The 12229-nt window shown below is 61.0% G+C and carries 13 protein-coding genes; 4 read left to right on the top strand and 9 right to left on the bottom strand.

The window, feature by feature from the left end; all coding sequences use genetic code 11:
• Window positions 1-18: 18 nt before the first annotated feature.
• Genes ACM6I6_RS14905 through ACM6I6_RS14895 form a run of 3 tightly spaced genes read right to left on the bottom strand, consistent with a single transcriptional unit; the run spans window position 19 to window position 2746 of the window.
• Window positions 19-888 carry a rhomboid family intramembrane serine protease gene (locus ACM6I6_RS14905; protein WP_323626573.1) on the bottom strand — a complete coding sequence of 290 codons (870 nt, stop codon included), beginning with the start codon at window positions 886-888 and terminating at the stop codon, window positions 19-21.
• Window positions 885-1856, bottom strand: a complete 972-nt coding sequence (locus ACM6I6_RS14900; protein WP_274077000.1) for a metallophosphoesterase — start codon at window positions 1854-1856, stop codon at window positions 885-887. Before ACM6I6_RS14900 ends, ACM6I6_RS14905 begins: the two co-directional genes overlap by 4 nt.
• Window positions 1856-2746 carry an NAD(+) kinase gene (locus tag ACM6I6_RS14895; RefSeq protein WP_274077001.1) on the bottom strand — a complete coding sequence of 297 codons (891 nt, stop codon included), beginning with the start codon at window positions 2744-2746 and terminating at the stop codon, window positions 1856-1858. Before ACM6I6_RS14895 ends, ACM6I6_RS14900 begins: the two co-directional genes overlap by 1 nt.
• Window positions 2747-2857: 111 nt before the next feature.
• Between ACM6I6_RS14895 and ACM6I6_RS14890 the strand changes: the two genes are divergently transcribed.
• On the top strand, window positions 2858-3808 hold the full coding sequence (locus ACM6I6_RS14890; protein WP_323626571.1) for a DUF1853 family protein: 951 nt from the start codon (window positions 2858-2860) through the stop codon (window positions 3806-3808).
• 103 nt (window positions 3809-3911) lie between these two features.
• On the opposite strand, the gene ACM6I6_RS14885 is transcribed toward ACM6I6_RS14890, so the two are convergent.
• On the bottom strand, window positions 3912-5015 hold the full coding sequence (locus ACM6I6_RS14885; RefSeq protein WP_414920123.1) for a DUF2855 family protein: 1104 nt from the start codon (window positions 5013-5015) through the stop codon (window positions 3912-3914).
• 55 nt (window positions 5016-5070) lie between these two features.
• Here ACM6I6_RS14885 and ACM6I6_RS14880 point away from each other — a divergent pair, with 55 nt between their 5' ends.
• On the top strand, window positions 5071-5730 hold the full coding sequence (locus ACM6I6_RS14880; RefSeq protein ID WP_414920122.1) for a TetR/AcrR family transcriptional regulator: 660 nt from the start codon (window positions 5071-5073) through the stop codon (window positions 5728-5730).
• Window positions 5731-5739: 9 nt separating this feature from the next.
• Here the strand turns inward: ACM6I6_RS14880 and ACM6I6_RS14875 are convergent, their stop codons facing one another.
• The gene (locus ACM6I6_RS14875; RefSeq protein ID WP_274077005.1) at window positions 5740-6300 is read right to left on the bottom strand and encodes an NADPH-dependent FMN reductase; all 561 of its coding nucleotides are present in this window, start codon (window positions 6298-6300) and stop codon (window positions 5740-5742) included.
• 183 nt (window positions 6301-6483) lie between these two features.
• On the opposite strand from ACM6I6_RS14875, the gene ACM6I6_RS14870 reads away from it, so the two are divergent.
• Window positions 6484-6717 carry a hypothetical protein gene (locus tag ACM6I6_RS14870; RefSeq protein ID WP_274077006.1) on the top strand — a complete coding sequence of 78 codons (234 nt, stop codon included), beginning with the start codon at window positions 6484-6486 and terminating at the stop codon, window positions 6715-6717.
• Window positions 6718-6804: 87 nt separating this feature from the next.
• Window positions 6805-7698, top strand: coding sequence for a LysR family transcriptional regulator (locus ACM6I6_RS14865; protein ID WP_274077007.1), 894 nt, complete (start codon window positions 6805-6807; stop codon window positions 7696-7698).
• Here the strand turns inward: ACM6I6_RS14865 and ACM6I6_RS14860 are convergent.
• The 4 genes from ACM6I6_RS14860 to rnhA form a co-directional block, all read right to left on the bottom strand.
• Window positions 7664-8278 carry a GNAT family N-acetyltransferase gene (locus ACM6I6_RS14860; RefSeq protein ID WP_274077008.1) on the bottom strand — a complete coding sequence of 205 codons (615 nt, stop codon included), beginning with the start codon at window positions 8276-8278 and terminating at the stop codon, window positions 7664-7666. The two genes, ACM6I6_RS14865 and ACM6I6_RS14860, sit on opposite strands and share 35 nt — an antisense overlap.
• A 14-nt stretch (window positions 8279-8292) precedes the next feature.
• Window positions 8293-10548, bottom strand: coding sequence for an Orn/Lys/Arg decarboxylase N-terminal domain-containing protein (locus ACM6I6_RS14855; protein WP_323605852.1), 2256 nt, complete (start codon window positions 10546-10548; stop codon window positions 8293-8295).
• Window positions 10549-10735: 187 nt separating this feature from the next.
• Window positions 10736-11500 carry a DNA polymerase III subunit epsilon gene (dnaQ, locus tag ACM6I6_RS14850; RefSeq protein WP_406592201.1) on the bottom strand — a complete coding sequence of 255 codons (765 nt, stop codon included), beginning with the start codon at window positions 11498-11500 and terminating at the stop codon, window positions 10736-10738.
• A gap of 197 nt (window positions 11501-11697) precedes the next feature.
• Window positions 11698-12150 (bottom strand): ribonuclease HI, encoded by a 453-nt coding sequence (gene rnhA / locus ACM6I6_RS14845; protein WP_008062270.1) that lies wholly within the window; start codon window positions 12148-12150, stop codon window positions 11698-11700.
• Window positions 12151-12229 lie beyond the last annotated feature (79 nt).

Raw genomic sequence — 12229 nt, 5'->3', positions numbered from 1 at the left:
TTGAATCACATAACAGTTTTAGGCGGCCAGTTTACGGCGGTTGTACAAACCACCCAACAAGCCGGTCAAGCATCCGACGAGCAACCCGCCGACGTGGGCCGCGTTGGCAATTTCGCCGAAGCCGATCATCGAGACCAGCCCGGACAGGCACAGCAGCAGCCATATCAGCATCATCGCCAACACCCCGCGGGGCAGGCGATAGGCGCTGTTCGGCGACAGGACCTGAAAGATCCAGCAGTGCCCGAGCAGGCCGTACAGCACGCCGGACAAGCCGCCAAACAGGGTCGGGCCGCTGAAAACATACTGGGCATAGTTGGACACGAGGCTGAACAGCAAGGTCAGACCGATCAGGTTGATACTGCCCTGGCGCGACTCGATGCGCCGCCCCAGCTCCCAATACCACATGCCGTTCATGGCCAGGTGCAGGATGCCGAAGTGGATCAGCATCGGTGTCACCAGGCGCCACCATTGCCCCGCCGCCAGGCTGTCGGCCAACGGTACGAAATGGATGTACTCGCCGACCACGCGAAAATCGAGAAAGGTCAGCCAGCGCAATGTCGTCAGGTTATCGCCCAGCAGCGTCAGCGCGCCGACGATCAGGCTCAGCAGCAGCACCGTGGCAGTGGCTTTGCCATGGCGTAGCTGGTCGGCGAAGTTCGGCCGTCGCATCGTCTGTGCCACCGGAATGTCGAGCTTCTGCTCCGGATCGCCCTCGGGATATCGCTCGTACAACACCCGCACGTCGTGGCTGATGTTTTCCGGCACCCACAGCACCTGCTCGCCCGCTTCCTCGCTGACCCGATGGGGCACCTGCATGCGTTGCAGCAACTTGACGAAACCGCTCAGGTCCACCGCCAGCGGCAGGCGCAAGACTGCGATCTTGCTCATTGCAACACCTCCGGTCGCTCGACATCGACCCAGACAAACTTGTGCGGGTCGAGCCGGGTTTCCTGGTCCAGGCGATAGGCCACCAGTTTTCCGTAGAGCACCGCACTGTAGTCCAGGCACGCCAGGTTCGGACGAATCGGTGCCGGTTTGCCGCTGCGCCAGTAATGGCCGACGAACAGCAACGGCTCGTCGATGCCGTAGCGCAACAGCGTGTTTTTCTCGGTGGACGACAGTGGCGTGCGGGCCACCGGGTCGGGCAAGGCGTCGGGTTGGAACACGATGTCTCCGTAGGTTTGCGGATCCTCTTCCCAGAATTTGGTGCGGAAGAACGCGCGGGTCAGGCCGTCGCCGCTGGTCATGGTCAGGCCATGGGGCAGGCGCATGTCGGTGCCGCGCAGCAGGCGGTCGAACACGGTGCAGGCGAAACTGCCGGGCACGGCCGAGGACTGGAGGAAGTGCTCATCGACACAGCCATCGGGGAACAAGGCCCGCAGCGGCTCGATCAAGCCGGCGTCCCAACAGGCATGCACCACCCGGAAGCGTCCGGCATCGACGAACAGCGGCAGTTCATAGAACCACTGCTGGAAGTCATGCCAGTCCGCCGGATGGTGTTCGAACTGGGTCAGGGTCTCGTGCAGCAGGCGCGCATGGCGCGGGGTGTGTTCGCGCACGAACTGCTTGCCGCTGCCAGGCAGCGCCGGGGTGACCCAGCCCAGGGCATTGAATTCGTGGTTGCCCATGATGCACAGCGCCTGGCCGGCCTCGACCATGTCATGGACGATGTGCAGCGCCTCGCGAATCCGCGGACCGCGGTCGATGATGTCGCCGACGAACACCGCCATGCGCGAGGCATGGCGCCAGACGCCCGCTTGCTTGTGGTAACCGAGCCGGTCGAGCAAGTGCTCAAGGGTCAGAGCGCAACCGTGCACGTCACCGATCAGGTCGTAGCTACGCGCGGGATCGAGCATCAGTCGCCTCCACCACCCAACCGGCTGCCCCAGCCGAGCTTGGTCCGGCACACTTCATAGTAGTTGTGATCGAGCGGGTGGATCAGCCGCAACTTCTGCGCCTTTTTGCTCACGGTGATGGTGTCGCCGGGCGCACAGGTAAAGTGGTTCTGCCCGTCACACGAGACTTGCGGGTAAATCTGCATATCCTTGGACACGACGATTTTCAGCTCACTGTTGCCATCGACCACAATCGGCCGGCCTGACAAGGTATGGGGGTACATCGGCACAATCACAATAGCGTCGAGCTTGGGATGCATGATCGGGCCACCGGCCGAGAGCGCATAGGCCGTGGAACCGGTGGGCGTGGCGACGATCAGGCCGTCGGCTTTCTGGCTGCAGACGAACTGGCCGTCGATGTACAGTTCGAACTCGATCATGCGTGTCGATTTGCCGGGGTGCAGCACCACATCGTTCAGGGCATCGCCCTGGCCAATGGCTTCGGCGTGGCGGCGAACTTCGGCCTGCAGCAGAAAGCGGTTTTCCACCAGATAGTGGCCGTCAAGCACTTCGGCGACCTTGGTTTCCAGCTCATCGGGGCGGATGTCGGTGAGAAACCCCAGGCTGCCGCGGTTGATGCCAAGCACCGGGATATTGTGCTTGGCCAGGGCACGGGCCGCGCCCAGCAGGCTGCCATCACCGCCCACCACGATGACCATGTCGCAGACCTCACCGAGCATCTTGCGCGACGAGGTTTGCAAACCGTGGCCCGGCAGGACTTCGGCAATGGTGTCTTCGAGGATCACGTGCAGGTGACGATCGAGCAGAAAACGTTTCAGTCGGCGTACGGTATCCAGCACCTGGGAACTGCCCAGGCGACCGATGATGCCGATATTGCGAAATTGCTCCATGGGGCCCCTAAGCTCTGTGACGGCGAAAAGCACGATTATGGGCGAAAGCACGGGATAGACAAAATCCTTTCAGCTTCAAGGTGTGCCCGCGATTCGGGCTATGCTCGCAAGATGATCCTATTCCCAGATTTGCTGCAGTTACCCCACCAGTTGCGCCACCCCGAAGTGCGCGACCTGGCGTGGGTCATCCTCGCCCCGCCGATGCTCAGCGCCACGCCCTGGCCACAACGTCATCCGCTGGCCGGCAGCGACTGGGTGCAGGCCCCGGAACAGCTGGAAAACTGGCTGCGAAAACTCGACCGGGACAGTTACGGCTTGCTGCACTGGCTGGCCCAGGCCCGTACCCGCCGCCTGGGCCTTTATTATGAGCGACTCTGGCAGTTCGCCGTGCAGCATGCGCCGGGGATCGAGTTGATTGCCGCCAACATGCCGATCCGTCGCGAGGGTCACACCCTGGGCGAGCTGGACATGCTGCTGCGCGATCGCGACGGCGTGCATCACCTGGAACTGGCGATCAAGTTGTACCTCGGCCCGCAGAACGGCGACGGACAAGACGCCGCGCAGTGGCTCGGTCCGGGTTGCCACGATCGGCTGGACCGCAAACTGGCGCACCTGAGCCAGCACCAACTGCCAATCTCCGCGCGCCCGGAGAGTCGCGAGGTGCTGGCGGCGCTGGATATCCGCCAGTTCAATGCGCATTTGTGGCTGGGCGGCTATTTGCTTTATCCCTGGCCGGGACAGGCATCATCGCCCAGTGGCGCGCATCCCCAGCACTTGCGCGGTCGCTGGCTGCATCAAAAGGACTGGCCGGCGTTTTTCGCCCAGAGCCCGCCCGGCCGCTGGCAACCCCTGCCCCGCCATGCCTGGCTGGCACCGGCGCACTACCCCGGGGAGCAGACGTGGGGCGCTGAACAGCTCAATGCCTGGCTGAGCGAACTGGAGCCTCTGGCGCCGGCGCAATTGCTGGTGCGTCTTACGGAAAATGCCCTGGGTGACTGGGAAGAAGCGGAGCGGTTGTTTCTGGTGGCCGATCTTTGGCCGAATGTGCCGGGGCAGGGTTGAGTTTTTTGCTGATTCAACTGGCCCCATCGCCAGCAGGCTGGCTCCCACATTTGAAATGCATTCCCCTGTGGGAGCCAGCCTGCTGGCGATGGGGTCAACCTGGTCACAACCGAATCACATGCCCCTCCACCGGCGCGACCTCTCCATGAAACAAACGGGAAATAAGCGCCTGCGCCGCTTCATACCCATGACCTTCCACCACCTCCAACAACGGCGGCTCACCACCCGTCACCTTCCGGAAAAACTGCAGCAATCCCTCACCAATATGCTGACTCACCCCTTCCGGCCCCCATTCGGCATTGCGCTTGCGGATCTGAATCGGCGCAAAAAAGAACACCGGTTGCGGCCCCTCGATGGCCGTAAGCCGAGCCTCATCGGTACTTTGCGCCGAGCCGGCAAAGCAGCTATAGACCAACCGCCCGGCAAAATGCCGGTGCACCCGGTCACGCAAATCAAGGTCGCCGGAAAAGTCCACATACAGCGTAGGACGGTCATTGGGCAGGTTCGCCAGCTCGGCGTAAGACACCACTCGCTCGTAGCACCCAAGGGTCTCGACAAAGGATTTGTTGCCGGCAGAGGTCAGCGCTACCCGTTCCAGCCCGGGATGATCGCCCAGGCAGACTGCGGTGCCATAGGCAGTTTTGCTCGAAGCGCTGGAGAACACCAGTCGGGCTGCTCCGAAGAACTGCTTGTCCTGCAAGAAGTCCGCAAGCATGGAAGAGGTCAGGAACAGCGGCTTGAGCAGAATCTGCAGGTTTTCGGTTTTCGGGCTGTAGTACGCATCCCAACTGCAACGGGTGTATTGGTTGTACGCCGAGGTCAGCCCGAGTCGATGTTCGGCACCGTCGTAGAAACCACGTTCGGTGACCCGCTCCGGGCGCATCCACAGATGGCTGGCCAGGGGAAAGTAGCCGTAGAAGCGCTCTCCGATCTTGATGCCAGCCACGTCAGACGCCACGACATCGGCGAATCCCCAGGCAGGCACATGGCCCCAGTCCGCCAACCCTGTAGGAAAGAACCCCCAGTAGTTCATCGAATGGCCGTAGGCGGCGTAGGTAATGTTGTTGGTCGTCAGCGCGCAACGGTCAATCTTCAGGATCACCTCGCCGGCTGCCGGGATCAGGCTTCGTTGCACCTGCTCGATCCGGCTTTGGTCAAGGGCGTTTTTACGGGTGATCAGCCGTGTTACGGTAATTGGACTTTGCATCTTTCAGTCTCCTGCTGCGCAAACGTGGCGGGTAGCACCAGAGTAATGGCAGCCAATGAAGAGCGGGTTCGGAAACTCCAAGGGCGGCGAGCCCGCCGTCAATCCCCGGGCAAAACCGCTGAAACGGCCGAGTCAGGCCCGGGCGATTTTCACCGTCGAAGCGATTTACCAGGCTTTTGTTCGGATTTGGCAAAGAAATGGCTGGGCCGGTCTGACCACCCGTGAAGTGGCACTGGAAGCAGGCGTTGCGGTTGGCACGCTGTACGACTATTTCCCGAGCAAGGAGGCGCTGCTGTCCGGTTACATACGGCATCAACTGGATGCCCTGTTACAGCACATGGATGAATCGGTGGTACAAGCCAATGACCTGGACTGGCCGACCCGGATCAAACACCTGATCTACATGACCTGCAATCCCGTCGACGACCGCCAGCCCCTGTTCAACCATGCCGTTTCGCTCATCGAACACCAGATCGCCGAGCCGAAACACCATCGAAGGGTGTTCGAAGAACTGTCACGCAAATGGGGCGAAGCGCTCGCCGCCTGTAGCGACTTGCCTGTTCAGCCCTCACAGACAACCATCGATGCGTGGGTCATCATGGCCTGGGGCGGACGGCGTTATTGCGTTACTGCACAACCTGCGGCGGCGCAAACCGCCGCATGGTTGTCGGAAATGGAAACGCTGATCTGTGGCCGACTGGCCAGCGCTACGTAATCCAAAGCATCAAAGCTTCTTGTGCTGTTCAACCCACTTGCCGTAGGCATCGATGAATTTCTGCAGGAACGGCCTGACGGATTCAGACAGGTTGCCCGCCTCGTCGAACGCGGAACCGGCGCCGCCCAGGTAGGCTTCAGGCTGCTGCATCAATGGCACATCGAGAAACACCATGGACTGGCGCAAGTTGTGATTGGCCCCGAATCCACCGACCGCACCCGGGGAAACACTGATCACCGCACCCGGCTTGCCACTCCAGGCACTCTTGCCATAAGGCCGCGAACCCACGTCGATGGCATTTTTCAACGGGGCCGGCACCGAACGGTTGTATTCCGGGGTGACGAACAGCACTGCGTCGGATGAACTGACTTGTTGTCGGAAAGTACTGTAGGCTGCCGGCGGTGAAGCACCATCGATGTCTTCGTTGTACAGTGGCAAATCACCGATTTCGACGATTTCCAGCTTGAGGTTGGCCGGCGCCAGATCCGCCAGCGCGAGGGCGACCTTGCGGTTGATCGATGCTTTGCGCAGGCTGCCGACCACTACGGCGACGTTATAGACATTGCTCATGGAAGACTCTCGATTGTCCGTGGGAGGAGCCTGTAGTTATAGATGATCAGGCGACGGTTCGACCAATGAACATGGGTATATCTGCGTCCTGATTATATTTTTTTTACGTAGGAAAACTTACCGTGCTCAGTGGCGGTCTATCCACCGCACATTGAGTGATTTATCTCCAGAGGTTCTAAGCAGATGGCAGCAGTACTCGTCGGTCAGTTCCATGCAAGAGACGCGGAAGGCCGCATTTATTCCGTACATGAGTTCCAGGAATCCACCCCGCCGGCAGACGGCTACGCAGGCTCGACGCCTGTCACCACGTATAAGCTGGCCATTGGCGATCGCGTGAACAAGCTCGATGAAAACGAATTCATGCTGGTGCAATCGGGCGTGACCATCACCCGAGAACCGGTAAACGTCGTTTCATAACTTGGTGTTATGAGCAGAAGGCAGATGCGCAGACTTGGGTTAGGATTCAGACACTGACTCCTCACCTGCTGAACATGGACTTCACGCATGCGCTTACGCCATATCGAAGTGATCCAGGCGCTCCTGCAGACCGGTCACCTGGGCACCGCCGCCGAATGGCTGCAGTTGCCGGTGGCCGAAGTCGAACGCATCCTGCGCGACGCCGAGGATCAGTTGGGTTTCATGCTGTTCGCCAGCGTTCGCGGGCGTTTGCAGGCCACGCGTGAGGCGCGGGAGTTGCAGGTCGAAATCACCCGCCTCTACGATGCCCTCGAACCGGTGCAACGCCTGGCCAACAGCCTGCGGCAATACCTGGCCCCGCCGCTGCGCATCATCTGCACCCCGCCCCTGGCCCAGCACTTGTTGCCGCAAAGCATCGCCGCCCTTCGCCGTCGCCTGCCCGACGCGCCCTGCACGCTCCTGAGCCAACCCACCCGCGATATCGTCCGAAGCCTGTTGCTGCGCGAAAGCGACCTCGGCCTGAGCCTGCACGATCCCGAGCATGCCGATATCCATTGTCAGCCGATCGCCCAAGGCAAGCTGCAGCTGCTCGCTCCCCACGGCTGGCTGCAACCCAAGCAGAAGTACATCTCGCTGCAGGACCTGGCCGGTCAGGCAATGGTGGGCCTGGAAGGACATGACCCGCTCAGCCCGGCGCTTGAACACAAACTGCATGCGCTGCGGCCGGCGCCGGTCATACAAACCCGGGTGCAGACTCACCAGATGATGCGCAGCATGGTCGAGGCCGGTGAAGGTTTGGCCATTGTCGACCCCTTTACCGCCCTCGGCGCCAAAGGGGCCGGGCTCGATGCCTGCCCGCTGGCACCGGCCGTGCCGGTCAGCCTCTACGCCTTGACCCTGAAGAACGGCGAGCCCGGGCCGGCCATTCAGGCGTTGCTGGCGATCATCACGGAACAAGCCGCGGCGATGTTGGCGAACTGATCGGGTGTTCCAGCGGGTTGTCGAAGAATCGGTACCAGAACAGCGCCACTTCGGCGGTATTGGGATCAATGCCGCGATAACGCAGATGGTCGATACCGCCGATCACGTAGCCGCAACGCTCGTAAAGCCGGCAGGCGCCCAGGTTATTGTTCTGGGTTTCGAGCATGATGCCCGGCAGTTTCTTCTTGCGACTCCAGAACTGCGCGACATCCAGCAACGCCTTGGCCACGCCGTGGCGCCTGGCCGGTGCGTGCACCGCCAGTTCGTCGATGTGGGCAAAGCCGTTCCAGTTGGTGCTGATCACCAGGTGGCCCACAGGCTCATCGTCCAGGTACGCCATGAAAATCGCACTGTCGGCGGCATCGCGAAAGCTGCTGAACTCCTCCGGATCGATGCCATAGCACTTGCGATACGGGATGATCGGCGTGACCCGCCACTGCTCCACCGGCTGGCCTATTTCAGGAGCACCGTAGGCGGCGACTTCAAAACTGAAATCACTGCCCCAGATGTAAGCGGCAAAGCCCTCGTCGGCGACTCGCACCGACAGCCCTGGGTAATTCGGATTCATGACCGGTTGCATACTGGGAAAGGTCCTCATTCCTTGATGCAATCGACGGTGTAGTGCCGTCCATTGCCCTCGTCTTCGTGTTGCAATCCGTGCACATCTGCGACGAAACCCGGGAAGCTGCTGTCGAACGTGCGAGCAAACGCCAGGTAGTCGATGATCGAGCGGGTCGCTTCGGTAAATCGCTCGCCGGGCATGATCAACGGAATACCCGGCGGGTACGGTACCAGCATGACGGCAGCGATGCGCCCTTCCAGGGCATCGATCGACACCGCTTCAACTTCGCCACGCACCAGATGATCATAGGCGTCCGCCGGCTTCATGGCGATTTGCGGCAGAACCGTGTACATGCGCTTGAGATGTTTGGCCGTGGCATTGCTGCGGTAACAGGCGTGCAGCTGATCGCACAGGTCACGCAAGCCCATGCCCAGATAGCGCGCGCCGTGCTGCTGAGCCACACAGGGCAGGCAACTGGCCAGACTGACGTTGGCGTCGTAGCTGCGCTTGAACTCCAGCAACTCGGTGAGCAGCGTGCTCCACTTGCCCTTGGTGATGCCCATCGAGAACAACACAAGGAACGAATACAGCCCGGTCTTTTCGACCACCAGCCCGCGCTCCCAGAGAAACTTGCTGACTACCGCCGCCGGGATTCCGCGTTCGCTAAGCGCACCGCCCGCGGTCAGGCCCGGCATCACCAGGCTGACCTTGATCGGATCGAGCAGGACATAATCGTCGCTCACCTCGCCAAAGCCGTGCCAGTCATCCCCCGGTTGCAACAGCCAGTCCTCGGTCACCACCCGGTCGATGCCTTCCACCGACGGCGGCTGCCAGATGGAAAACCACCAATCGTCGGCGGCGATGTGCTGGCGCAGATTGGCCAGCGCCCGGCGAAAACTCAGGGCCTCGTCGAACATTTCCTGCAACAGCGAACGCCCGGCCCCGCCCTCCATCATCGCCGACGCCACATCCAGCGAAGCGATGATGCCGTACTGCGGCGACGTGGAGATGTGCATCATGAAAGCTTCGTTGAAACGATCGCGGTCCAGCTGCCGGGCACCACCGTCCTGCACATGAATCATCGACGCCTGGCTGAAGGCTGCCAGCAGCTTGTGCGTGGAATGGGTGGTGAACACCAGTGGACTGTCTTCACTGCGGGAAGTACCCATGCCGTAGCGCCCGGCGAAGAATTCATGGAACGCCGCGTAGGCATACCAGGCCTCGTCAAAGTGCAACACCTCGACACTGTTGCCCAACTGCTGCTTGATCAGCTCGGCGTTGTAGCAGAGGCCGTCGTACGTCGAATTGGTCACCACCGCCAGCTTGACCTTTGGCGCCCGGCCCCGGGTCAACGGACTGGCGTCGATCTTGGACTGGATCGATTCGCGGCTGAATTCGCTCAGCGGAATCGGGCCGATGATCCCCAGCTCATTGCGCTCAGGGCACAGGTACAGCGGGATGGCACCGGTCATGATGATCGAGTGCAACACCGACTTGTGGCAATTGCGGTCCACCAGCACCAGATCGTCGCGCGCGACCATGGAGTGCCAGACGATCTTGTTCGCGGTCGAGGTGCCATTGATCACGAAGAAGGTGTGATCGGCGCCGAAGTTACGCGCCGCACGCGCCTCCGCCTCGGCCAGGGGCCCTGTGTGATCCAGTAGCGAGCCCAGTTCCGGCACCGATACCGATAAATCCGAACGCAGGGTGTTTTCCCCGAAAAACTGGTGGAACGCCTGCCCTACCGGGCTTTTGTGATACGCCACCCCGCCGCCATGACCGGGGGTGTGCCAGGAATAGTTGGAATCGGCGGTGTGTTGCACCAACGCCTTGAAGAACGGCGGCAGCAAGCCATCCAGGTACTTGCGAGCGGCCCGCGCCACTTGGCGGGCGAGGAAAGGCACGGTGTCTTCGAACAGGTAGAGAATGCCGCGTAACTGATTGAGCTCGGCCATGGCGTCGGCCGGCGCGTTTTCCAGGGTTACTTGCTCACCCAAGGCGAAAATGGGCAGGTCCGGGGCACGCACCCGCGCCAGCCCGATCAACTCGGCCATATTTTGTAACAAGTGCGAATGAGCGCTGGCGTCTTCCGCTGCGATCAGCATGCAGGAGAGCCCGTGATGGGTCGAGGCAACCAGCCGGCCTTCGGTGTAATCCATCGCCGAGACGATACTGAAACCTTCCTGCTCCAGTTCCCGGGCGATCCCCCGCACGCGATCGCCAGCGACGGTGTCGGCCTTGATGTCGCGATGGACGATCAGGACCGGGAATTTCAGATCTTTATACATGGTGCTCAGTGTCCTGAGGCGGCAGGCCAGAGACTGCCAATCACCTCAGGGTAGAGGGTTGGAGCGGATGTGGCGAGTGCGATGCACTGAAATGGGTCGTCAGATCTTGTTTAAGATCAAAAGATCGCAGCCTCATTTCACCTGTAGGAGCTGTCGAGTGAAACGAGGCTGCGATCTTGTAAAGGACCTACGCCGACGCTTCGGCCTCAGCCTCAGCCAACTGCAACCACAAAGCTGGTCCACCCGCGGACTTGCTAATGATTTCCAAGCGCTTCATGTGCTGGGCCAAATCTTCTTCACTGGCGCGAATGATCCGCGTCGGCTGGCGGTTGGCCGGCAGGCGGCGGATTTCCGTGGCGGAGTTGTCCGCACCCTCGCCGGAGCCATTGCCATCCGAGGCATTGCCCGCCAGGGACAGGCTGGTCTGGCCGCCGGTCATGGTCAGGTAGACGTCAGCCAGGATCTCGGAGTCGAGCAAGGCGCCGTGCAGCTCACGGCCGGAGTTGTCGACGCCATAGCGCTTGCACAAGGCATCGAGGCTGTTGCGCTGCCCCGGGTGTCGTTCCCGGGCCATCATCAAGGTATCGAGGATCGAGCAGTGTTGCGTGATGTCCGCACGATCGTGCTGGCCCATCAGGGCAAATTCGTTGTTGATGAAACCAACGTCGAACGCCGCGTTATGGATGATCAGCTGCGCGCCCTTGATGAACTCGAAGAACTCTTCGGCCACCTCGGCGAAACGCGGCTTGCCCACCAGGAACTCGTTGGTGATGCCGTGGACGCCGATGGCGCCTTCGTCACTTTCGCGATCCGGTTGCAGGTACACGTGAAAATGCCGGCCGGTCAGGCGCCGGCCGATCAACTCGACACAACCGATTTCGATAATCCGGTGGCCGTCGGTCACCGGCATGCCGGTGGTTTCGGTATCGAGTACAACGGATCTGGTGGCCATCGGGTGCTCAGCTCTCAATCGGTCAATCGTGCAAAAGCGCGGATACTACCACGCTCAAGGTTTGCGTCGTGAATACGGTCAATGTAGGAGCTGCCGCAGGCTGCGATCTTTTGATCTGGCTCTTGATTTTCTGCGATCCAAAAAAAATCAAGATCAAAAGATCGCAGCCTGCGGCAGCTCCTACAGGGGGATTGCATTCAGGCTTGCTTGAACCCGCGCACTTCATCCACGCCACGGTTGGCCAGTTGGTCGGCCCGTTCGTTGCCGTGATGGCCAATGTGTCCGCGCACCCATTTCCAGGTGACGTTATGGCGATTGACCTGCTCGTCGAGCAGCTTCCACAGGTCGGCGTTCTTGACCGGCTCTTTCGCTGCGGTTTTCCAGCCGCGTTTTTTCCAGTTGGCCATCCACTCGTTGATGCCTTTCATCACGTACTGGGAGTCGGTCACCAGCAACACGTCGCAGGAACGCTTGAGCTCTTCCAGGCCGCGAATCGCGCCCATCAGTTCCATGCGGTTATTGGTGGTGTTGGCTTCGCCGCCCCACAGTTCCTTCTCGACCCCCTTGCACACCAGCAATGCGCCCCAACCGCCAGGGCCAGGGTTGCCCTTGCAGGCGCCGTCGGTGAAGAGTTCTACGCTATCGCTCATGCCAATCTATCCAGAAAATGCAGTGGCCCGCCAATCGATGATCGACGACGCCCAGGACCGGGGTCACCCCCGGCCGGAA

Source organism: Pseudomonas sp. IT-P218 (assembly GCF_949767605.1).
GTDB lineage: Bacteria > Pseudomonadota > Gammaproteobacteria > Pseudomonadales > Pseudomonadaceae > Aquipseudomonas > Aquipseudomonas putida_AE.
This window is presented reverse-complemented; position numbering and strand designations above follow the sequence as displayed.